General features: G+C 37.7%; 20 protein-coding genes. 5 read left to right on the forward strand and 15 right to left on the reverse strand.

The features are described 5' to 3' along the window. Nucleotides 1-142: 142 nt before the first annotated feature. Nucleotides 143-847, forward strand: a complete 705-nt coding sequence (locus MHH81_RS11305) for a response regulator transcription factor (RefSeq protein WP_340925225.1) — start codon at nucleotides 143-145, stop codon at nucleotides 845-847. Continuing rightward, complete coding sequence (locus tag MHH81_RS11310; RefSeq protein ID WP_340921193.1) at nucleotides 847-2,235, forward strand: sensor histidine kinase; 1,389 nt, start codon at nucleotides 847-849, stop codon at nucleotides 2,233-2,235. The genes MHH81_RS11305 and MHH81_RS11310 overlap by 1 nt, the downstream gene beginning before the upstream one ends. 274 nt (nucleotides 2,236-2,509) lie before the next feature. On the opposite strand, the gene MHH81_RS11315 is transcribed toward MHH81_RS11310, so the two are convergent. From MHH81_RS11315 to MHH81_RS11350, 8 genes are all read right to left on the reverse strand, one after another. Further along, the gene (locus MHH81_RS11315) at nucleotides 2,510-2,872 is read right to left on the reverse strand and encodes a YxeA family protein (protein WP_340921195.1); all 363 of its coding nucleotides are present in this window, start codon (nucleotides 2,870-2,872) and stop codon (nucleotides 2,510-2,512) included. Beyond that, on the reverse strand, nucleotides 2,872-4,788 hold the full coding sequence (locus MHH81_RS11320; protein ID WP_340921197.1) for an ABC transporter permease: 1,917 nt from the start codon (nucleotides 4,786-4,788) through the stop codon (nucleotides 2,872-2,874). The genes MHH81_RS11315 and MHH81_RS11320 overlap by 1 nt, the downstream gene beginning before the upstream one ends. Then, a complete protein-coding gene (locus MHH81_RS11325; RefSeq protein WP_340921200.1) occupies nucleotides 4,775-5,542 on the reverse strand; it encodes an ABC transporter ATP-binding protein in 768 nt (255 codons plus the stop codon). The genes MHH81_RS11320 and MHH81_RS11325 overlap by 14 nt, the downstream gene beginning before the upstream one ends. 1,381 nt (nucleotides 5,543-6,923) lie before the next feature. Then, the gene (locus MHH81_RS11330; protein WP_340921202.1) at nucleotides 6,924-8,243 is read right to left on the reverse strand and encodes an MFS transporter; all 1,320 of its coding nucleotides are present in this window, start codon (nucleotides 8,241-8,243) and stop codon (nucleotides 6,924-6,926) included. A gap of 55 nt (nucleotides 8,244-8,298) precedes the next feature. Continuing rightward, a complete protein-coding gene (locus MHH81_RS11335) occupies nucleotides 8,299-9,477 on the reverse strand; it encodes an acetyl-CoA C-acetyltransferase (RefSeq protein WP_340921205.1) in 1,179 nt (392 codons plus the stop codon). Nucleotides 9,478-9,495: 18 nt separating this feature from the next. Beyond that, complete coding sequence (locus MHH81_RS11340; protein ID WP_340921207.1) at nucleotides 9,496-10,251, reverse strand: 3-hydroxybutyrate dehydrogenase; 756 nt, start codon at nucleotides 10,249-10,251, stop codon at nucleotides 9,496-9,498. A 27-nt stretch (nucleotides 10,252-10,278) separates the two neighbouring features. Continuing rightward, on the reverse strand, nucleotides 10,279-10,932 hold the full coding sequence (locus MHH81_RS11345) for a 3-oxoacid CoA-transferase subunit B (protein ID WP_340921209.1): 654 nt from the start codon (nucleotides 10,930-10,932) through the stop codon (nucleotides 10,279-10,281). After that, nucleotides 10,916-11,602 (reverse strand): CoA transferase subunit A, encoded by a 687-nt coding sequence (locus tag MHH81_RS11350; protein ID WP_340921212.1) that lies wholly within the window; start codon nucleotides 11,600-11,602, stop codon nucleotides 10,916-10,918. Before MHH81_RS11350 ends, MHH81_RS11345 begins: the two co-directional genes overlap by 17 nt. A 208-nt stretch (nucleotides 11,603-11,810) precedes the next feature. Here MHH81_RS11350 and MHH81_RS11355 point away from each other — a divergent pair, with 208 nt between their 5' ends. Then, entirely contained in the window at nucleotides 11,811-12,416 is a 606-nt protein-coding gene (locus MHH81_RS11355; protein WP_340921214.1) for a TetR/AcrR family transcriptional regulator, read from the forward strand. A 798-nt stretch (nucleotides 12,417-13,214) separates the two neighbouring features. Here the strand turns inward: MHH81_RS11355 and MHH81_RS11360 are convergent. From MHH81_RS11360 to MHH81_RS11385, 6 genes are all read right to left on the reverse strand, one after another. Continuing rightward, nucleotides 13,215-14,165 (reverse strand): N-acetylglucosamine kinase, encoded by a 951-nt coding sequence (locus tag MHH81_RS11360; RefSeq protein ID WP_340921216.1) that lies wholly within the window; start codon nucleotides 14,163-14,165, stop codon nucleotides 13,215-13,217. Next, on the reverse strand, nucleotides 14,162-15,682 hold the full coding sequence (gene argH, locus MHH81_RS11365) for an argininosuccinate lyase (protein WP_340921219.1): 1,521 nt from the start codon (nucleotides 15,680-15,682) through the stop codon (nucleotides 14,162-14,164). Before argH ends, MHH81_RS11360 begins: the two co-directional genes overlap by 4 nt. Before the next feature lie 52 nt (nucleotides 15,683-15,734). Beyond that, nucleotides 15,735-17,450 carry an ABC transporter permease gene (locus MHH81_RS11370; RefSeq protein ID WP_340921222.1) on the reverse strand — a complete coding sequence of 572 codons (1,716 nt, stop codon included), beginning with the start codon at nucleotides 17,448-17,450 and terminating at the stop codon, nucleotides 15,735-15,737. 11 nt (nucleotides 17,451-17,461) lie between these two features. Next, nucleotides 17,462-18,532 (reverse strand): ABC transporter ATP-binding protein, encoded by a 1,071-nt coding sequence (locus MHH81_RS11375; protein WP_340921223.1) that lies wholly within the window; start codon nucleotides 18,530-18,532, stop codon nucleotides 17,462-17,464. 76 nt (nucleotides 18,533-18,608) lie between these two features. Further along, nucleotides 18,609-19,718, reverse strand: a complete 1,110-nt coding sequence (locus MHH81_RS11380; protein ID WP_340921225.1) for an extracellular solute-binding protein — start codon at nucleotides 19,716-19,718, stop codon at nucleotides 18,609-18,611. Nucleotides 19,719-19,729: 11 nt separating this feature from the next. Beyond that, complete coding sequence (locus tag MHH81_RS11385; RefSeq protein WP_340921227.1) at nucleotides 19,730-20,899, reverse strand: ROK family transcriptional regulator; 1,170 nt, start codon at nucleotides 20,897-20,899, stop codon at nucleotides 19,730-19,732. 151 nt (nucleotides 20,900-21,050) lie between these two features. On the opposite strand from MHH81_RS11385, the gene MHH81_RS11390 reads away from it, so the two are divergent. Then, nucleotides 21,051-21,257, forward strand: a complete 207-nt coding sequence (locus tag MHH81_RS11390; protein WP_340921229.1) for a hypothetical protein — start codon at nucleotides 21,051-21,053, stop codon at nucleotides 21,255-21,257. A 99-nt stretch (nucleotides 21,258-21,356) separates the two neighbouring features. Continuing rightward, nucleotides 21,357-21,587: a hypothetical protein gene (locus tag MHH81_RS11395; RefSeq protein WP_340921231.1), complete on the forward strand. Its 231-nt coding sequence runs from the start codon at nucleotides 21,357-21,359 to the stop codon at nucleotides 21,585-21,587. A gap of 62 nt (nucleotides 21,588-21,649) precedes the next feature. On the opposite strand, the gene MHH81_RS11400 is transcribed toward MHH81_RS11395, so the two are convergent. Continuing rightward, on the reverse strand, nucleotides 21,650-22,339 hold the full coding sequence (locus MHH81_RS11400) for an MBL fold metallo-hydrolase (protein ID WP_340921233.1): 690 nt from the start codon (nucleotides 22,337-22,339) through the stop codon (nucleotides 21,650-21,652). Nucleotides 22,340-22,393 lie beyond the last annotated feature (54 nt).

Raw genomic sequence — 22,393 nt, forward strand, 5'->3', positions numbered from 1 at the left:
TGTAACCCCATTTTAATTCATATCACAATTGCGATTTTTATTTACTTGTAAGGAATAATTCCATGGGTCTCTCCTAAACAGAGAAAGCATTTACCCTAAACATGTACTATACTAAATGTAAAAAGGAGGCCGACTAATGACCGTGAAGCATCCACGTATTTTATTAATCGATGATGAAGAAGATCTTGTGCTTTTAATGACTGCAGTTTTAAAAAAAGAAGGTTTAACACAAATAGAAACAGCGTTTACTTTGAAAGCAGGCTTAGAAAAATTTTTACAATGGGAGCCTGATTTAGTGCTTTTGGATATTATGCTTCCAGATGGAGAAGGCTATGATTTGTGTAAGCAAATTCGTCAGGTTTCAAATGTACCGATATTATTTATGTCCGCAAAAACAGAAGAAATTGATAAGCTTTTAGGTCTTGCGATTGGCGGCGATGACTATATAACGAAGCCTTTTAGCCCAAAAGAAGTTGCTTATCGCATTAAAGCACAGCTAAGACGAGCGGGCTATGCAGCCGAAAAAACGAGTACTCAATCTTTGAAAGTTGGACCATTCCTATTAAATGCAGATGAGACGGAGGTACAGAAAAACGATTGTCTTTTGGTATTAACAGTAAAAGAACTCGGTCTAATGCGCTGCTTTCTACATAATCCAAACCAAATTATTAGTAAAGAGACACTTTTCCAAAGAGTTTGGGGAGAAGATTTCTTTGGATCTGATAATACCGTAATGGTTCATATTCGAAGATTACGCGAAAAAATTGAAGAAGATCCTTCCAATCCAGTCTTTTTAACGACGATTAAAGGACTTGGCTACAAGCTTGTTATCAAGGAGAAGACCTGATGAAATGGAAGCTAACAACGCGTTTTCTATTATCAGTTGTTGCCATTGTGGCCATTGTATCTGTTGTTAATATATTGATCTTACTTAGCATTTTCATACTGCAACAGAGCACCAACGTTTTGGAGTCTCCTGCCGCTTCTGAGGAACAATTCACTCGAACCTTTCAACAATACGTTACTGTTGAAGATGAGAAAGTCTCTGTCAGTGAAATAGGGCTTGAAGCATTAAAAAAGCGCAATGCCTGGATTCAGTTTTTAGATGAGTCTGGAAATGAAGTAGCGAGCTTTCTAACTCCAAAAGACCTTAAGAAACACTATACTCCCGTTGATATCATCCAAATGTATAAATATAAAGAAGTAGATGCTGAAACGACTGTATTTATTGGTAAAAAAGATTCGATTAGCTATTTCATCGGTATACAGGATCGATACATCGCGAAGCATGTGATTAACTATCGTATTGACAGCGTGTTCAAAATGCTAAACGTTTTTGGTTTACTATTCTTATTATTTGATTTGTTAATTGCCATTATCATAGGGTTCCTATTTAGCCAGAAATTGACCAAGCCATTATACTTTCTTATGAATGATATTCAAAAACTAAGGCAGCGAAAATTTGAAAAGGTTTTAATTCCAAAGGGAATGTATAAAGAAGTTTTTCAAAATTTAAATGAAGTATCCATAACTCTTGACCAGCACGAGAAAAACCGTAAAAGGCTTGAGCAAATGCGCGAAGAATGGATTAGTAACATGTCTCACGACATAAAAACTCCGCTCGCATCCATTCAAGGATATGCTGAGTTAATGAAGGATAGCGGTTGCGAACTTTCAACAGAAGAAATGCAAGCATATACAGGCATTATCGAAAAGAAAGCAATTTATATGAAAGAATTACTAGAAGATTTAAATTTAACTACCCGTTTACGAAATCAACAGCTAGCTCTTTACACTCAGAAGGTCAATTTAACAACCTTCATACGAGAAATGACCATTGATATACTAAATGATCCCTCATATAGTGAACGACTTATTCATTTTGAAGCCGATTCCGAAGTGATCGAGCATATGATTGATCAACAATTAATGAAACGGGCTATTCTAAACTTTATTTACAATGCACTAGTACATAATGATTTAGATGTCGAGGTTTCTATTCGAATAAACCAAGCAGAACGGACCTATATTACGATTCAAGATAACGGGAAAGGCATTCGAAATGAGGACTTGCCGCAAGTATTTGAACGTTATTATCGTGGCACGAACACGGATCATGTACATGGTACGGGGCTCGGTATGGCAATTGCACGTGATATCATAGTCGCACATAATGGAGAGGTTCAGTTGATGAGTAAAGAAGGACAAGGTACGACAATCGAGATTCGATTATAATTTTTGGTAAAGCTTCATCCTAACTGCTCTAATATTCATGTGCTTTGCCAATTCCCGAGTGTCTTGGACGATACATCTACTACACTATTTCTGTTTGATTAAGAGGAGCTTGATGTGACTGCGTCACCTCAAGCTCCTCCTTTTTCGGTAATCTTATGGCTGATGTTTGTCCGTCGCCCCCTTGGCTTACGTGAAACGTGAGCCATGGTTGTTTCTTATTCTTTAAAAAAAGTCAGTCAAGAGAAATTCTCTTGACTGACTTTCATTTACTTCTTTATTTTTTAAATTTCAACTGAGCTTTTTCCGGTATTTCTTCCAGCTTAACTTCCTGATAGGATTTCACAGTATTCTCATCATTCACAAAGAGTTGCAAGTAAGCATCTTTTCGAAGCTGTTTTGCTGCTGTGAAATCTAGTTTTTGTTTATCTCCCTTTTTATTGTAACCATCCAATGAATATTCATATTGTATAAAAATTTCTCCAGAAGATAATTTTTCTTCTGTTTTTACTCCATCTTCCGTAATTTGCACATAAAAATGGTTAGTATTTATGCGATTAATATTAATATTTCTTAAAGCAAACAACATACCTCCGACTAAAACGATTGTTACCACTACACCTATAATTAATTTCTTCATTATAATCCCTCGTTTTCGTAATTTTGTTTTACAGTCCGGTTAAACGAATATACTGTCAATACATAGTACGCACCGTAAATTGCAGTGTACGCTATCATCCAGAAAATAACTGGTTTTGTTAAGTTCATCGATAGCAACTGAGAAAATGCAATTAAAGCAACGGCACTATGCATAATCCCCACTACTAATGGAGCCACAAAGATAGAAAATACTTGTGTTGCAATAGTTTTCAATATATCTTTTTGACTGACCCCTATTTTGTGTAATACTTTATATTTTTCTTTATCTTCTTCTGCTTCAGTTAATATTTTGAAGTAAATAATACTACCCGTTGCAGCCAAAAATACTAATCCTAAAAAACTACCCACAAATAAGAGTGATCCAACAGATTCTAAACTCATTTTATAATCTTTTGGAAAGCTACTGAACATAGCTTCCGCTGGCACTAAATCTTGTATTTGAGAGGAAACCTCAAGCTGATCCTTGCTCTGTTTGAATCCATAAGCGACGAGCGCCAGTGATTTACCGTCTTGTTTCAGCTGTTCAAACGTTTCTTCACTGACAACGAGTGTTGGGCCTGAAACACCGACATTTAGCACATTATATTGCTTGAAGCCTTTATATGTTAGCTTTTCTCTTTCATTCACAACCGTGGTCTTTCCCGTATAACTCGGTGAAAAGCGTTCATCGTACATAGCATCTAATATAATCGTTTGATTGCCATCTAAGCTCAATTGATCTGTACGCTGCTGGAGTTTAGCAAGTTTGTTGAATTGTTTATCTGACAAAACGGTGTACATCATCTTAATATCGGAGCCTTCTATTTCCTCGGCTTCCACTGTAATTGCATGGATTTTTTCTTTGTAAACATAATTCTCTTTTTCCAGTAAACCTTCTACCTCTTTTGCCCAAGCTTCGTCTGTTGCCTGGTACATGAACGTATTTGGATCTGCTTTCTGAATGTTCGACTCTATATTGTAATAAAGCCCATACACTGCACCACCAGCAGTAATCGTTGTTGCACTTAATATCGCAATAACCGTTAACGTTTTTGCATTCCCACGTATACGATAAAGGAGCTGCGAAACCGTCATCACATTCAATCCTCGCCACAACCAGCGAACATTTTTTTTCATTCCTGCTAATAAAAAGACAGTCACGCTATGGAAGAGCAAATAGGATCCAATCATGACCGCACCAATAATTAATAATGGTGTGAGAGCAATGCCTATTTTTCTCCATACCTCGGATGTAAATAAATCTTGTAATGCTAGCCAATAAGCAAAACTAATAAGACCAACTCCACCAAAGACCATTACGAAGGAGGCCTTTGGAATGCCTTCTCCTTTTTTCGACGCATGAAACAAATCAATAAGCTTAAATTTATAAATTAAGCGATAGCCTTGAAACGAAGTAATTAGAAAAATAATTAAAAAGACACTCGCGGTATTTATTGCCGCTTTAGTTGAAAACGTAAAACTTGCAAATGTCTCGAAGCCCATTAATTGAATTAAAATCGTCAAAAATACCTTCGATAACAAAAAGCCAAGAGCAACTCCAACGATCAATGCGAATAGCCCTATAATCAAGTTTTCATTAAAAAGCATCCAACCAATTTGTTTTTTTCGAACGCCTAATAATGAGTACAGTGCAACCTCTTTTTTTCGCTTGCGCATAAAAAAGGAGTTAGAATACGCGATGAAAATGGTAACAAAGAATAGTAATATGAAGGCCGCTCCGCTCATTAATGCTTCTACCTTCATTGATGTGCTTGAAAGCTCCGCCATCGTGTCATTATATTTCAACGTAACGAAGGTAAAGTAAATGACGATACAGAAAATCATCGACGCCATATATAAAAAATACTGCGAGAAGTTACGGCGCATATTCTTTTTCGCTAAACTAAATAGTGTCATGCACACCACCTCCAAAAGTAGAGAGAATGTCTAATATCTCCTGAAAGAACTGTTTTCTCGTCTTATTGCCTCTGTGTATTTCGTGTGATAGCTGCCCATCGCTTATAAATATAATTCGTCGACAAAAGCTTGCGGCATATGCATCATGTGTAACCATCATGATTGTTGCGTCATGCTGATCATTTAAAGTGCCCAAGGTTTCTAGCAAGCTTGTGGCTGATTTCGAGTCAAGCGCACCTGTTGGTTCGTCCGCCAAAATAAGCTTAGGCTGGGCAATTAATGCTCGAGCTGCAGCTGTCCTCTGCTTTTGCCCCCCAGAAATTTGGTAAGGGTATTTAGCAAGAAGAGACTCAATCCCAAATAATGTCGCCATTTGCTGCACACGTTGTTCAATATCCTTTGACGATGTTTTCGCAATGGCAAGCGGCAATAATATATTTTCTTTTACAGTCAACGAATCCAGTAAATGATAATCTTGAAAAATAAAGCCTAGATTATCGCGGCGAAATGTAGCCAATTCATTCTCTTTTAAGCTATCTAATCTTTGATTGTTTACCTCAATAGTTCCTTCTGTAGGGGTATCAATTGTTGCTAACATATTTAATAAGGTCGACTTTCCTGCACCGGAAGGACCCATGATACCAACAAATTCTCCGACACTTATCTCAAATGAAATAGATTCTAATGCAGTAAATGCATTGGACGATTTCCCATATACTTTGTTCACATTCGTTACTTGTAGTAATGTTTCCATTAATGTTCACCTCTTCTATAGATGTCTTGCTTGTTTATAACTATAAAAGATCAACCTTACATTGTTTTTGTGTGAACCTTACAAAATCCTTAAGAAAAGCAGCATGTGCTGTCCTTTAAATGTATCTTGTCTTTCGCCAATTCCAGCGTGCTTTGGACGAAACAATGGCTATACTATTACCGTGGGATTTTTAAAGGAGCTTGATGTGACTGCGTCACATCAAGCTCCTCCTTTTTCGATAATCTTATGGCGAATGTTTGTCCGTCGCCCTCTTGAACTGTAAAAGGGCATGATGCATCATTTGGTTTAGGTAATGAAAGATATAATCCTTTCCTACATCAGTAAAGGCGTCGGAAGATACAATTTCGGACGCGACTTTGCATCTTTATAGATAGATACTACTTATTTTTTCTCTATTTCCACTTGCCATATGGATAAGCAAAGGAAATTACACCAGTACATTGAGTAGAAAAAACATATTGTCTTTCTTATTTGACCTGTTGATTGGAGCGGAAGGCGGCGACTCCTAGGGCATTAGCAAGCAAATCAAGACCCTGGACTGAGCACGATAAAGGAAGGAAGGCTAAGGGCGCCTCGTCCTGAGGCGACACAACATCGTGTTGGTCCAAGCTTGATGCTTGCCCCCTGAAAAGCGTCCACCTGCAGCGGAAATCAACCCGTTCATGGGATAAAAATGTATATACTTTCTTATTCTTAAGAAAAGCGCAAAACGCCCTTTAAGTGCAACTTGTCTTCATCCTTTTTAGCGTGCTTTGGACAGCATGTCGGCCATCTTATTACCGCATAAATTTTAAGAGGGACGGGAAGTGGCAAGCCACTTCCCGTCCCTCTTTTTCGGTTATCCTATTGCTGTCGTTTGTCCGTTGCCCGCTTGAAACGGTTGGAGTCAGGTGAATTTTGCTTTAGGTTAATGAAAGAATAGATACTATCTACCTGGAGAGCGGCGCCCGAAGATACAATTTCGGGCGCTCTTCGCTTCTCAATTTAGAGATGCTGCTTATTTTCTTTTAGCAAGATGTAAAAATATGTTATATTTTCAGAAGTGGATAAGGCTTTCATAGAGCATACATTAGCTTGTTTGAAGTAGCGTCCGCTCGACTCCTACGTGAAAAGCGAGACAGTCGAGACCTGCAGGAGCATAGCGACGAAGCGGCTCGACACTCGCCCCGTGGAAAGCGAGCGGTAAGCTTCGGAAAACAAATTGCTTATGGTATTTATATACTTTCTTGTCTTTTCAAAAATCATTTTTCACTGACTTTTGTGACAACCCCTTAAGTTTATACCATAATTCAGTACAGTATAGTTACTCAATGAAACACCAGAGAAATTCTTTCGTTTTCTCTGGTGTCTTCTATTAATATTAAATGTGATTCACGTTGACTTGTACTTCTTTAAGTTTTTCTGCTTTTCGATCTGTTGCCAATTTTAATGTAACAAGAGTAATGACACCGATTACAAGAATACCAGCGATAATGAACATTCCTGTAGTAAATGCTACAGAACCGAGAATCATCGGCCCTACAAATCCACCTAATGCTGCAAATGAATTAACTAAAGCGATTCCAACTGGTGCAGTGGACTCGGTGAAGAAGAATGTTAAGTATGCAAAGAAACATCCAGTAAATCCATATAATCCTGCAGAAGTAATAGCTAACATAAGAACCATCATAAATAAGCTATTGGAAAACCCACTTCCTATAAATCCGATAATGGCAATTAGAAAGCAAACAAGTAAATGTGATTTATGTGCATTAGTTCTATCAGCACTCCAGCCAACAAATAGAATTGCTGGTATACCAACAACAGCGGGAATCATTGCTAACCAGCCTATCTCTAAGTTGGTTGTTGCAGTTTCTGATAAAGATTTAATAATGGTTGGCATCCAGAATGACAAACCATAAACCCCTGTATAGGCAGCAAAGTAAAGTAAAGAAAGCTTCCAAACTTTTGAATCTTTCAACATATCAATTTTCGATACTTTGTTTACTTTGATACTTAATTGTCGCTCAATATCTAGTTCACCTTCTAACCAATCTCTTTCTTCCTGAGATAACCATTTAGCATTAGCAGGTCGATTCGTTAAGTAGAAAATAACAAAACATCCTAAAATAACTGCTGGAATACCTTCTAAGATAAACATCCATCTCCATCCAGACATGTTAAACCAAGAGATACTATCAAGAATCCATGTGGACACAGGTGCTCCAATTAAACCACCAATTGGTAACGCAAGTAATAATACCGCTGTCGCTTTTCCTCTTTCACGAGATCTAAACCAATACGTTAAATACAAAATAATACCCGGGAAAAATCCAGCTTCAGCGACCCCTAATAAAAAGCGTAAAATGTACAAATGAGTAGTCGTCTGTGCAAATCCAGTTAAGATAACGATAATTCCCCATGAAAACATTATCCGCGCAATCCACACTTTTGCTCCAACTTTGTGCATAATCATATTACTTGGAACTTCGAAAAAGAAATAGCCTAGAAAGAAAATACCAGAAAGAAGACCAAAAACTTCAGCCGATAATGCTAATTCTGCATTCATTTGTAAAGCTGCATACCCCAAGTTAACTCGATCTAAATACGCTACAATATACAAAATTAATATAAATGGCAGAATACGTAGCATTGTCTTTCTAACAGTTCTTTTTTCAAGTGCACTCATTGTTTGACTCATTAACATTTCTCCCCTTTGAATGTTTTAGTCGTTCATTAATCTATTCTTTATATTTCTAATTTACATTTTCTAAAATAATCGCAATTCCTTGTCCCCCACCAATACAAAGCGATGCTAAACCATATCGGACATTTCTTTTCTTCATTTCAACACCTAAAGAATAAGTAATTCTCGTGCCACTTGCTCCCACTGGATGCCCCAATGCAACTGCCCCACCATTCACATTCACTTTCTCCATATCTAGACCTAACTCTTTGATAACAGCCAAGGATTGTGCTGCAAAAGCTTCATTTAATTCAAACAAGCCAATCTCTTCCAAGCTTAATCCGGCCTTTTCTAATGCTTTTTTGCACGCAGGGACAGGTCCAATACCCATGATTGTCGGATCAACACCTGCTACACCCCACGAAACGATTTTTGCTAATGGCTTCAAATTATGTTCATTTACATATGCTGCCGATGCAAGTAAAACAGCAGCCGCTCCATCATTAATCCCACTCGCATTACCAGGCGTTACTGTACCGTCTTTCTTAAAAGTGGGCTTTAACTTTGATAGTCCATCAACAGTTGTGCCATCACGGATATGCTCATCCTTATCGAAAATAACTTCGCCTTTTTTTCCTTGTAACTTTACTGGCACAATTTCCTCTGCAAATCTACCGTTGTCTCTTGCTTGAATAGCTCTTTCCTGTGATTGAACAGCAAACGCATCCTGTTCTTCACGAGAAATATCATATCTTACAGCTAAATTTTCAGCTGTCATCCCCATACCACAACCAACATATTTATCCGTCAAAGTATCCCAAAGCATATCTTCAACTAGTGGTGCTTTGTTAGGTGAGCCGAAACGAGTTCCTCTCAATACATGAGGAGCAAGACTCATATTTTCCGTTCCTCCAGCGACAATGACGTTCGCATCACCAACTGCTATTGCCTGAGCCCCTGACACAATAGACTGCATACTAGAGCCACATAATCGATTAAGCGTAAGTGCACTTGATGACTCTTCTAACCCACTTTTTAATCCAATATGTCTTGCAAGATAAGCAGAGTTACCGCTTGTTTGGATGACGTTTCCGAAAATAATTTCGTCAATATCTGAAGCAGGAATACCACTCCTTTTAATCGCTTCTTCCGTTGCAATTACCCCTAAATCAATTTCGTTTACATCTTTTAGCGAACCACCAAACGTTCCAAAAGCTGTTCTAGCACCATCAATAATATACGTCGTCATCCTGCTCTCCCCCTTGTATTACATTCCACCTGCGACTTTAATATGTTCTCCTGTAATGCCACTTGCTACATCAGATGCTAAATATACAACACCTGAAGCAACTTCTTCTGGTTCAATAAAACGCTCCATCGCTTGCTTAGGATACATAATTGCCTCTAGTGCATCTTTCTCAGTTTTTCCTTCTGCTGTTAAACTATCAATCTGTTTCATGAGTAACTCTGTTTTCACTGGACCAGGTAGAATCGAGTTGGCAGTGATTTTATAGGCAGCCCCTTCTAGCGCTGTTACTCCAGTAACACCGATGACACCATGCTTCGCAGCAACATAAGCAATCTTCTCTGGTGTAGCTAACTTCCCATGAACCGATGAAATATTAATAATCCTACCGTACGTTTCTTTTTTCATATGTGGAAATACGTGCTTCGTCATTAAGAACACACCAGTTAACATGACATCAATTAGTAAGTTCCACTTTTCTAAAGGAAAAGATTCTAATGGTGCACGATATTGTAGTCCAGCATTATTAACCAAAACCTCAATGGATCCTCTTTCATGAATAATATTAGCTATAGCCGTTTGAATAGTTTCTTCATTCGTGACATCTAAATAAATTCCTTTTGCATTTCCACCTATTTCGTTTGCGGTCTTTTCTGCAGCATCTTTGTTCAGATCTGCTACATACACAAAATCATTTTGATTACTAAATTCCAAGGCAATAGCTTTACCAATCCCACCCGCTGCACCTGTTATCAGAACGGTTCTTTGTTTATCCATTAGGTACCCCCCATTATTCAATTTAAATTATTTGAGTGAAAAAGATTTTTCAAATTCTAATGGAAAATCTACCTTTTCACTTAACTCTTCTATAGAAATATCCTCAAGCAACTCTACTACTCTTGGACCTTCTTCCGTAAATTTAAAAACAGCATAATCAGATACAAACAAGTCAACCTTTCGAATACCACTAGTTTTATAAGAAAGTTCTTTGACTAATTTAGATGTTCCATCTTTTGCGAACAACGTGGCAGCAACTATTACTTTTTTTGCGCCAGCTACCAGATCCATTGCTCCACCCACACCCAAAATTGGTTGATTTGGTACAGCCCAATTAGCAATTTCTCCATGAATGTCTACTTGAAGTATTCCTAATACTGCAACATCTACGTGACCACCTCTGATTAACGCAAATGAATCTGCGCTGCTAAAAAAAGAGGCACCTTTTAAATATGTTACCGGCTCTTTTCCTGCATCAATCAAATCGATATCTAAATTCTCTTCCGTTGCAGGAGGTCCCATCCCCAATAATCCATTTTCCGTTTGTAAAAAAACCTCTTTATTTCCTAAATAAGACGAAACCATTGTAGGAATACCAACTCCTAAATTAACAATTTGACCATCTTCTAACTCTTCCGCAATTCTTTTTGCAATGACATGTCTTTTATCTTGAATCAACATACTCACTCCCTATTTTGGAATACTTACTTTGGATAACATAATTAACATAAGCATGTGGTGTAACAATATATTCCGGGTCTAGTTCCCCTACCTCCACAATTTCATCTACTTCCGCAATTACAATTTTCCCAGCAGTAGCCATCATAGGATTGAAGTTTCTAGCTGTCGTATGGTAAACTAAATTCCCTAATCTATCAGCTTTTGCAGCTTTAATTATCGCCACGTCGCCCTTAATTGCTTTTTCAAAGATATATCTTTCACCATCTATTTCTCTTTCTTCCTTACCTTCACTTAACTCAGTTCCTACTGCAGTTTTTGTATAAAAACCTCCAATGCCTGCACCACCACAACGAATTGCTTCCGCCAATGTGCCTTGTGGTAACAAATCGATTTCCAGCTCTCCTCTAGACCAGGCGATTACTGCTTCTTTGTTTATTGAAAAAAATGAACCAATTGCTTTTTTGATTTTCCCTTGCATGAACAGTTTGTGCAAACCCTGCCCAAGATCTCCTAAATTATTACTTACGATAGTTAAATCTTGAATATCTGTTTCTAACAATTCGTCAATAATCGTAAGTGGTGTACCAGATAAACCAAATCCACCTGATAAAATTTGATCACCATTCTTAAATAACTTTCGAATTTCCCTTGAGTCAATTACTTTATTCATTGTTTTCCCTCCACCGTTAGAAAGCGCTTTCTTTTTCTCTATAAATTATTAATTATCCTTGAAAGTAGATTGAATGTAATATAAATTAGGTATAACTCAGTGAACCATCACCTACCAAAAATTAGACTACGGTCTACTTTTAATTAGACTGTAGTCTGATTTTAATAGATGTTAGAGTATTCTGTCAATAGTGTTTGGAGGTATTTTTATGCTCGAGCCTGTAAAAAAACAACGTAGAGGAGAAGAAACGAAGAAAAAAATTTTAAAAGTCGCTTTAGAACTTTTTAGTGAGAAAGGATTTAACAAAGTAACCGTTGATGACATTGTCAAAAAAAGTGGAACATCAAAAGGATCTTTTTATCAACATTTCCGAACGAAGGCTGACATATTTTTAGTACGATTTATGGAAGTAGATAATTATTATTTGGAAGTTTATCAATCGTTCCCTGTAGACATGGATCCTATTGAAAAATTATCTATCTTCACCCAAAAACTAATGCACTTTCTTGAAGAGGAAATGGGCAAAAATCTAATGAAGGTTATTTACAGAGCAGCATTGGAATCAAAAGAACATACCTATTTCTTAGATTCCAATCGCACACTCTTTAAAATTTTGCGAGCAATAGTTGAAGAATCAATTGAAAAAGGTCAAATTAAACCGGAGCTTTCTTTAGACGAAGCATTAACAATAATTAACCAGTCCTATATGGGGATAATTTATCACTGGGGATTACAGGATACTAACAAAACTTTAGTATCACTTTCTATTCCCATTACTAAAGCAATAATTGATGGTTTCAAAATAAAAAACTAAACATTAAACTAAATATCTTGCTTAAAAACACAAAAGACCGGCTTCTAAAAGAAACCGGTTTAAAATCTAGCATATTTTTAAGAAAAGCAGCATGTGCTGTCCTTTAAATGCATCTTGTCTTTCGCCAATTCCAGCGTGCTTTGGACGAAACATTGGCTATACTATTACCGTGGGATTTTTAAAGGAGCTTGATGTGACTGCGTCACATCAAGCTCCTCCTTTTTCGATAATCTTATGGCGAATGTTTGTCCGTCGCCCTCTTAGAATTTGCTAGGGCATGGTGCATCATTTCGTTTGGATAATAAGAGAAGAAATCTTTCCTGCTTTTTTAAAGGCGTCCGAAGATACAATTTCGGACGCCCCTTGCTTCTTTATTAATCGATACTACCTATTTTTTCTCTATTTCCACTTGCCATATGGATAAGCAAAGGAAATTACACCAGTTCATTGAGTAGAAAAAACATATTGTCTTTCTTATTTGACCCGTTGATTGGAGCGGAAGGCGGCGACTCCTAGGGGATTAGCAAGTAAATCAAGACCCTGGACTGAGCGCGATAAAGGAAGGAAGGCTAAGGACGCCTCGTCCTGAGGCAACGCCTTCATGACCAACATCGTGTTGGTCCAAGCGGCTTGATGCTTGCCCCCTGGAAAGCGTCCACCTGCAGCGGAAATCAACCTGTTCCTGGCAGAAAATTTGTATACTTGCTTATTATTCAAAAAGACCAATCCTCACTGTCAATTACTATACTGACAGGAAGGATTGGCTTTCATCATGCTATTTATTTTATTGCGAGGCATTTAACCCTTTTTCACAAGCTCTTCAAACCTTACTAAGGCTCTTGTATAGATAGCCTCAATTGGTGGAGCGTTACAAAGAACTACTTTTTTCTTAGTGTCTTTTTTTTCAACTTCAGTTTTCAATATATAGAAAAGTTTATCAAAGTTTTTTATCGTTCCACCATTTAAGTAAATGGTGCAATATGCATCATTCAATTTCGCTGAATGAATGACTGAAGTCGTTAGATTTGTTAATTCATCCACTGCTTCATAAAGGATTCGATTGGCTTCTTGATCACCTTGATTTACTGCTTCATCCAATAAAGTTGAAAAACTTGCTATTGCATCAACAGAGTACTCTTCTCCATATAACCATGCCGTGAAGTCATTTATCGTTTGTTTGCCCAGCTGTTCGAACACCTTCTCTTTCAAGGCGGTATCGGGACCTCGACCATCTTCCATTCTGAAAATAGTTTTTATGATTTGTTTGCCAATCCAGTAACCACTACCTTCATCTCCAGAGCGATGGCCCCATCCACCAGATCGAGCAACAATTCCTTTTCCATCATGTGCATATGCAATAGATCCTGTTCCAGAAATTATTAAAATTCCAGCTTGGTTTTTCGTTACTCCGACTAATGTAGAATATGCATCGTTCTCAACAATCAGATCAACAATTGTCAGTGATAATTCATCCAAAATTTCTATTATTACTTCTTTTACAACCTGATAGTCTACAAGTGTATCGATTCCCGCTAATGCGAATACACCAACATTTATTGTGGATACAGGGTGCTTTAGAAGAAGTTCTTTTAATAGATTTTGTACGACTTTTTTAAACGCATCTATCCCAATTACTTGATAATTAGAACCTGTTGAATCTCCTTCGTAAAATATCGCTCCATTTTCATCCCTGAGAGTTACGACTGTTTTTGTGGCACCTCCATCAATCGCTACTAAATACGTCGTCATTTTGATTCACTCCAATGATTTTTAAAACTTTCTAATACTTCTTCTGCTTTTTCAATTTCATTTTCTTTCCCTTCTACCCATTCATTTAATTGAATCAAACGATGTTCGTAGTTTGCTAGTGATGTAGACATCGTAAGAGGAGCAGGTCCTCCTAAGATTGTACGTAATTCAATGAAGTTTCGTGGACATACTGCTTTTTGGAATTGTGCTTCCGTTAGTGTGAGTGGTTTTTTTAATATATTCTGGGCTACACTATTCACCATATCGTAGGTTAAATCTGATAGTTTTTCATGTCCGCTTCCATCTAATGCTCGTACCGCATTGCTCACAATATGATGCGCCTGTCTAAAAGATATATTCTCTACCCGTACTAATGTATCCGCTAGTTCCGTAACGTTTGCAAAGCTTTCTCTCGCTCGTTTTTCAAGTCCCTTTTTATTGACATTCAATGTAGCAATTACACTCGTAACCAGCTCATAAATTCCATTAAGCTTCTCTAATGATCTCCACAAATAAGGCTGTAAATCGTCTTCGGTATCCACGATATCTCCAAAAGGTGTATTATGAATCATCATTAATACCGTATTGGTATCCCCAACAACTGATGATAACAAAGCCCGCGTATGCTCTAGGGAAACTGGGTTTCTTTTCTGTGGCATGATAGAACTAACTTGTACATAGGGATTTGCTAACGTGAACACGTTAAATTCTTTGGTCGCCCATGTTAGCAAGTCTTGAATGGAACGTCCCAAATTTAAACTGGCTATTTGGACTGCTGTTGATGCTTCCATTAAATAATCTGCACCCGCAACGCTATCCCATGCATTTTCTATTATTTCATCAAATGAAAGTAGCTCTTGCATTCGTTGACGGCTAATCGCAAACCCTGAAGTCGTAAGTGCAGCTGCTCCCATACTACTGCGATTGACTGTTTTATATGCAGCTTGAAGTCGTACAAAATCTCGATCTAACTTATCCATCAATCCTCTTATATAATGTGCCAATGTTGTTGGTTGTGCTTGTTGTGTATGGGTATAACCAATCATAATTGTCTCGATATGTTCATTAGCAAAGACATGCAACGAATTTTGAAAAACAAGTAAGCCTTTCATTAACTTCAATATCTTTTTTCGCAGTGTCATACGATAGATAGCTATCCCCATATCGTTGCGACTTCTAGCAATATGTAGATTCCCAGCAATATCACCCGCTTTACTAATCAGGTCATGCTCCACTCTAAAAAACAAATCTTCGAACTCAGAGCTATACGCACTCGTTTTATAAAACTCAGAATCTATTTCCGAAATTGCTTTTCCAATTTGTTTTGCTTCAGCTACACTCACTAAACCTTGTTCCTGTAGCATGACTAAATGCGCAATATTAATTTGCATCATATAATCGACAAAATTTCTTTTTGCTTCATCATAAGCTGGTTCAAGTATCATGTTCTTATAAGTTAAAGAGGGAAATACACTCCCCTCTCTTGCTTCAATTTCCATTTTATAACCATTCATCATGTATCTCTCCTTTCTGTTTTGAAAACATTTCCTTCGATTCACATAATATCCATTAAATCGCTGAGCCTACACTACCTTTAGACAATTTATCCGAAATCGTTAAGACGAATAAAATCAAGACAATTTGAAGTACACCATAAGCACAAGCAGTTCCAAATTTAAATGCATACATTTTTTGGAATATCGCAACTGATAAAGGCATTGTTGATGTGCTATAAATTAAGATAGATGCAACAAATTCCCCAATACTTTGAACAAACGCCAATAGTGTACCTGCTAAAATACCAGATAAAGAGAGTGGAATGACAATTCTTCGAAATGTCGTCCACCACGATGCACCTAAACTGCGAGAAGCTTCTTCAATCGACTGATCTGATTGCATTAAGCTTGCCGATGTGGATCGGAAAACTAGTGGTAGATGTCGAACAAAATAAGCTAACGGCAAAATCCAAAATGTGCCGATTAACACCTGATTAAAACTAAAGATGCTTGGTTGACTAAATGCTGCTATCAAGTTAACAGCAACAACAGTACCTGGAAGCGCCCAAGGAACCATGATTAAAATATCCAAAAGTGCTTTACCTTTAAAATTCATCCGTACCATGGCATACGCAGCGGCTACACCAAAAATAATATTACCAACTGTAGCGACAAAGCCCATCTGAAGAGAGTTCCAAATAGGTCTCCATGTCCGCTCATCTGTAAATAAAGCTTTATAATGATCTAACGTATATTCTGGTGGTAGAACTTGTATCGTCCAAGAACCATCTGTTGTGAAAGAGATTAAAATCAACACCAAAATTGGTAATAGTAAAATAATGACACCAACACACGACAACACCATAGATACATACTTCAGGGTTTTCGTCTTTACTTCAGTTCGATGTACAGAAATTCCTTTGCTTTGATTTTGGTAGTTTCTCCGATTTTGATACCAACGCATAATGATTAAGAATGAAATCGAAACAAATGACAATATCGTGGATTGTGTTGCTGCCATGTCCAAATTACCATTTGTACGGGACAAGTAAATTTGCATCGTCATCGTACGTTCCACTCCGAATATCAACGGTGCCGTATAAGAAGCCATAGCAATCATAAAAACTAACAGCGCTGCTGCGACCAGCGAAGGTGTCAGCATTGGCAATACTACTCTTCTCCACGTCGTCCATTTGCTTGCTCCTAGAATCGTGGATGCTTCTTCAAGGGAAGGATCAAGACCTTTGATTGCGGCTGAAGCAGTAAGATAGAAGTACGTATACATTGTAAAAGTATGTACGACAATTACTCCCCAAACCCCCTTCAATGCAAATGGGACTTCCTCCAGATTTAAAATATGTTGTATCCCACGCGGAATGATTCCACTTTCACCATACAAAAATGTAAACGATAAGACACCAACTAAAGGAGGCAGAGCCATTGGAACTAATACTAAAATCGATAATATTTTACGTCCTGGGAATTCATAGCGTTCCAATAAGAAAGCCATAGCAACACCGACAATAGCACAAGTAATTACACTTAAAACGGATATATACACACTAGTCCATAGGGCTTCTAAATTCGCTGTGCTCTCCAAACTAAAAAAACGACGATAATTACTTAGTGCACTTCCCTCTACAAAACTCTGAATAAAGGTTTGATAAAACGGAAAAATTACATAGCCCAATAAAATTAAAAATAGTGGAGAAATTAGTACATAAATAAAGTAAGGTGAGCGTGTCAAACGGGCCCGCTTACTATCCTTTGTCGTCGTTCCCTTTCTCATCTTTTACCCTCCTATTCACCCAAAAAATACACATTTCGTATGGGGACGTGAACAGACATTGTATCCCCGATCGACAATAGCTCACTTCCGTTATTAATCATCATCGTATTGAAAAGGAATCCATTTACATCAATGACGTAATTAATACTTACTCCCGTAAACTCAACAAACTTAATTGTTCCAATCATTCCATTAGTTCCAGCACCAATACATAATGACTCTGGACGAATTGATATGTAAATCGTACTTCCTTTTTTCATTTCTGCATTGGAAGCTGCATTCGTCGGCATCCCTACCAGTCGAATTCCTTCTTCACTTTCCACTTCCACTTCTGACTCCGTTACATTTTTCACCGTGGCCTTAATCATATTCGTATCTCCTATAAAAGAAGCAACGAAACGATTTTCTGGACGATTATATATTTCTTGCGGTGTCCCAATTTGTTTTACATAGCCATTATCCATGACCATTATCCGATCAGACATTGCCATCGCTTCCGTTTGATCATGTGTAACATAAATTGTTGTAACACCAAACTCTGTTTGCAATCGCTTCATTTCTACACGCGTTTCTTCTCGTAATTTTGCATCTAAATTTGACAGAGGCTCATCAAGCAATAAAATATCCGGTTCGATTACTAGAGCCCTTGCAAGTGCTACACGCTGCTGTTGTCCACCCGATAATTCATTGATTTTACGGGAGCCGTATTTTTCAAGTCGGACCATCGTTCGAGTTCTATCCACTTTTTCTTTTATCTTTTCTTTCGATAATTTTCTAACTTGAAGCCCAAATGCGATATTTTCGTCTACCGTCATATGTGGAAATAATGCGTAGTTTTGAAATACCATTCCGATTTCACGTTTGTTTGGTTGAAGGGTAGATACATTTCGATCGTCAAAATAAATCTCACCTTCTGTTGGAAAGTAAAATCCAGCAATCATACGTAATGTTGTTGTTTTTCCGCATCCACTAGGTCCGAGAAACGTAAAAAATTCTCCTGGCATAATATCAATATTTAAATTTGCTACACCATGCGCTTTCCCAAACTTCTTTGTAATATTTTCTAATCTTACACCCTTCATAAAAGCACCTCTTTTCTCTTTTAAAAAAAGACCCCGCACTTGAGTAATCGAGGTCTTCAAAAGATCATATCACGCCTTACTTTGACTTAATTTTTTCATCCCAATGTTGCATCCATTCTGCTTCTTTCTCAGCTAGTAACGTCCAATCTATTTCAAGCGATTTTAAGTCAAGCTCCTTATACCAAGCAGGCATATCTTCCACAGCAATATCTGAACGCGCTGGAATTTGGAATAGATCTTCAGCAAGTTTCACACGAACATCTTTTTCAAAGAGAAATTCGTAGAAAAGCTCTGCGTTATTTTTGTTTTTACCGTCTTTCACAAGTGCAACACCATCAACTAAAATTGGAGCACCACTCTTTGGATAGATGTAATCGAATGGTTGGTTGTTCAATTCTTTTTGTAAAAGAATATCTTGTAAGTTCCATAGTGATACCGTTCCTTCTTGGCGTGCAAGTTTCAAATATAAATTTGTTGGATCTTGCGTATATTCTTTTGTGTTTTCATTCAATGCTTTCAACCACTCGTAGCCTTTTTCTGGGCTAGTTGCATCCTGACGATAAATCATTGAAGAGTATATTGTACGCATCGTACCAGATGCCAATACGCCACGAATGATGATTTTATCTTTCCACTGCTCGTCGAGTAAATCATCCCAGTCTTGTGGACCAGTTTCTTTTGTCAAAATATCACTATTAATCATAATAACTTCTGGTAGCAACATTTCGCCATACCATCGACCTTCCGGATCTTTATGCTCTGCTGCAACTGAGGCATCAAATGAAGGTTTGAATGATGCTAGTAACTCTTCGTTTGCTGCAACCATTAATGCAGACTGCGTTCCTCCCCACCAAAAATCAGCCTGTGGGTTTGCTTTTTCTCCTCGAACACGTTCTAATATTTGTTGTGCACCCATTGTTAACACATCCACCTGTACGTCAGGGTACTTCTCATTGAACATACCGACAACCTGTTCAACAACACTTTCATCACGTGCAGTATAAATTACTAGTTTGCCAGATGCTTCTTTCTCTTCAGTAGCATTTGCATCCCCTTCTTTTTCTTCAGTTGCGCCTGTATCTGTCTCCTTTTCTTCTGTCGGACTCTCGACCTTGTCATCGCTACAAGCTGATAAAATGATGAACACAAATGCGAGTAGAAACAGTAATAAGCTCTTCTTCTTCAAATTATTACCCCCTAATAGTAATTACTATTTTCTCCAAAAATTGAATAGGATTCTAATGCAAGTTCAATAGCCCCGACTAGGCCCACTCGATCACACTTTATCGCAAACTCGAAAGTCGGATTCATCGGTAAGTAAATCGAACAACTGTCATTCAAACGCTGAATAAAATCGTGTCCCAAATAACTTAAGTCACCTGACAATATTACAATTTCAGGGTCAGTAACTGAAACAACACTAAGGATCGCTTTTTCCCAATGACATTGATAATCTTCGTAAATCACTTTAATCTCAGAGTCTTTATCAGCATTTTTTACCATCGTTTCAATTGCTTTTGCAGGTGATGAAAGTTGAAGCGCCTTTGAAACACCTAAAGCACCGTAATTCGATTCAAAGACACCCATAGTAGACTGTAAATTCCGCGGGTCACCAATTAGCATCGATCCTATTTCACCAGCAGCTTGGGAATGCCCCCGTTGTAACTGTTGGTTCATGATTAAACCACAACCGACACCACGACTAGCAAAAATGAACAGCAATGAATCTAACTGTCTATCTTTTTTCTTAACATATTCACCAATCGTCATTAAATTCACGTCATTCTCTATTACAATTGGAATACCCAATTTGTGAATGGTACTTTCAATTTCATCATCGGATTCAGAAATGATACCTGGTGAATGGAGAAAACCAGATGACTGGTTTTTTGATATACCTGGAACACCTAAAATAATACCTAATATCTGCTCTCGCCCTTCGCAGTGATGCGATACAAACTCCTCAATCCCACTTGCTAGTAAGGAAAATATTTCTTTCACTGACATTGGTAATTGCAAATTCATAGAAAGATGTTCAATTTCTTTGCCATCCAGATTCGCAAGAACTAAAGAAAGGCTCTCCCCTTCTATGAGCGCGCCGACTACAAATTGAAATGTTGCATTATACTGCAGTAGAATAGGCTTTCGTCCACCAGTCGATATACCTGCACCAATTTCTGTAACAAACCCTTCCGTTATTAGCTCAAGTACAATTGCTGAGACTGTTGGTTTACTTAACTTCGTTATTTTCGCAAGGTCTGCTCGTGATATAGAAGGAAAAGTACGTAACGTTTTCAATATCATTTCACGATTCGACTGTTTCATCGTATGATGACTCGCCTTCTCCACTTCTCTTATTTCACCCACCCCCCTTTAGTTAGTATAGTTAACTAACCTTCAAAATCAGTGTAGATTGTAAACGCTTTCCAGTCAACAATTATTTTGAATTTTCAGATAAGAATAAAGAACCATTTTTTTACACCCATAAACGGTCCAAATAATTAAGGGGGAAATGCTTATGAAGAAACTCACAGTAATACTCGTTTCACTCGTTTTAATCCTTTCTATCAGTAGTGGGTTTTCCAATCACACATCCGCAGAACAGCAAGATGTGGTCTTGTGGAATTCATTAAAGCCACTGGATACGACTGTTACTTTTCTAAATACTGGTGCACATCCTGATGATGAACGAAATGACCTGATAGCCTATCTGTCACGGGATTAGGTGTAAAACCCCTAGCTTAATTGCAAATCGTGGTAAAAGGCCCAAAATGAGATTGGCAATGAGCTCGACAATACGTTAGGAATTATACGTTCCCAACAAATGATTGAAGACGCAAAAATTACAGGTGTCAAAGCATATCACTTAAGCAAAACAACTTCGGATCCCATCTTCGATTTTGGATTTTCCAAGACACCTAAAGAAACATTGAGTAAATGGGGTGAAGACCTTACTTATGAAAAATTAATTCACTTTATTCGTAGTTATCAGCCGGAAATTATGATGCCTGAAAGCCCCAATAGGAAAATGCTGCGTGAGCACATAATTCCATAAGGAAGAATAGTGAAAGCACTATGGATTGGTTAATTATCATAAGTATCACATCCTTTTGATATTTAACTAAACTCCGTTGCTCCTAATTTCTTTTCCATATTTCCTACATACTCCTCTAATTGATTGGCAGGGTAATACACGGTGTTTCCGTGACATACTTCTAAACGTTTCGGGTTTAATGTTCCTACAATGCTACTGCTTTTTACTGCTTCAGCTATTTCAGGTGTAAACAACGGCGGACGAAGCTTTCCTTTTTTAGATGAAAATAGGTCCCCTGCTAACAGCACTTGATCCTTTTCATGGTAATATACGACATGGCCCGGAGAGTGGCCTGGTGTCCAGAATGGTGTCAACGAACCAATTTTTTTCAAGTTTCCTAGCTCATCTTCTGCGAGAGCTTTCGCGATTCCTTTTTCGACGTTTTGCTCAAGCTTCTTCCTTTTTGGATAAAGAAGTTCACCTTCCATATAAGGGATTTCTTTTTGGTGTACGTATACCGGCACTTCATTTTCGGTCAATATTGCCTTTATTGCACCTACGTGATCGACATGTCCGTGAGTTAATAGAATTCTTTGCAATGGTCCAAAGTTTAGTTCTTTTAAAAATTTCATGATTCCTTTCGCCATTATTGGCATCCCAGCATCCACTAATGTAACCCCGTCCTCTTCGACAACAACCCACACATGAATCGGCACTATCATCCAAGTATTTAAACTCCAAATATGCTCAGAAACTCTTTTCGCTTTCATCATTCTCTCTCCCTTGATTTCAATTTTTCTTTAAAGCCTAAAATTAAAATTTCTTTA

The organism is Psychrobacillus sp. FSL H8-0484 (genome assembly GCF_038005325.1).
Taxonomy (GTDB): domain Bacteria; phylum Bacillota; class Bacilli; order Bacillales_A; family Planococcaceae; genus Psychrobacillus.

Bases quoted from the DNA above. Each gene is read 5' to 3' on its own strand.
- MHH81_RS11345 (WP_340921209.1), bottom strand. From the start codon at position 10,932: ATGTTGATTCAAGATAAAAGACATGTCATTGCAAAAAGAATTGCGGAA.
- MHH81_RS11340 (WP_340921207.1), bottom strand. From the start codon at position 10,251: ATGGATAAACAAAGAACCGTTCTGATAACAGGTGCAGCGGGTGGGATT.
- MHH81_RS11335 (WP_340921205.1), bottom strand. From the start codon at position 9,477: ATGACGACGTATATTATTGATGGTGCTAGAACAGCTTTTGGAACGTTT.
- MHH81_RS11350 (WP_340921212.1), bottom strand. From the start codon at position 11,602: ATGAATAAAGTAATTGACTCAAGGGAAATTCGAAAGTTATTTAAGAAT.
- MHH81_RS11325 (WP_340921200.1), bottom strand. From the start codon at position 5,542: ATGGAAACATTACTACAAGTAACGAATGTGAACAAAGTATATGGGAAA.
- MHH81_RS11375 (WP_340921223.1), bottom strand. From the start codon at position 18,532: ATGAAGGGTGTAAGATTAGAAAATATTACAAAGAAGTTTGGGAAAGCG.
- MHH81_RS11370 (WP_340921222.1), bottom strand. From the start codon at position 17,450: ATGAGAAAGGGAACGACGACAAAGGATAGTAAGCGGGCCCGTTTGACA.
- MHH81_RS11395 (WP_340921231.1), top strand. From the start codon at position 21,357: ATGATTGAAGACGCAAAAATTACAGGTGTCAAAGCATATCACTTAAGC.
- MHH81_RS11310 (WP_340921193.1), top strand. From the start codon at position 847: ATGAAATGGAAGCTAACAACGCGTTTTCTATTATCAGTTGTTGCCATT.
- MHH81_RS11355 (WP_340921214.1), top strand. From the start codon at position 11,811: ATGCTCGAGCCTGTAAAAAAACAACGTAGAGGAGAAGAAACGAAGAAA.
- argH (WP_340921219.1), bottom strand. From the start codon at position 15,682: ATGATGAATGGTTATAAAATGGAAATTGAAGCAAGAGAGGGGAGTGTA.
- MHH81_RS11330 (WP_340921202.1), bottom strand. From the start codon at position 8,243: ATGAGTCAAACAATGAGTGCACTTGAAAAAAGAACTGTTAGAAAGACA.
- MHH81_RS11400 (WP_340921233.1), bottom strand. From the start codon at position 22,339: ATGATGAAAGCGAAAAGAGTTTCTGAGCATATTTGGAGTTTAAATACT.
- MHH81_RS11320 (WP_340921197.1), bottom strand. From the start codon at position 4,788: ATGACACTATTTAGTTTAGCGAAAAAGAATATGCGCCGTAACTTCTCG.
- MHH81_RS11390 (WP_340921229.1), top strand. From the start codon at position 21,051: ATGAAGAAACTCACAGTAATACTCGTTTCACTCGTTTTAATCCTTTCT.
- MHH81_RS11315 (WP_340921195.1), bottom strand. From the start codon at position 2,872: ATGAAGAAATTAATTATAGGTGTAGTGGTAACAATCGTTTTAGTCGGA.
- MHH81_RS11360 (WP_340921216.1), bottom strand. From the start codon at position 14,165: ATGACGACGTATTTAGTAGCGATTGATGGAGGTGCCACAAAAACAGTC.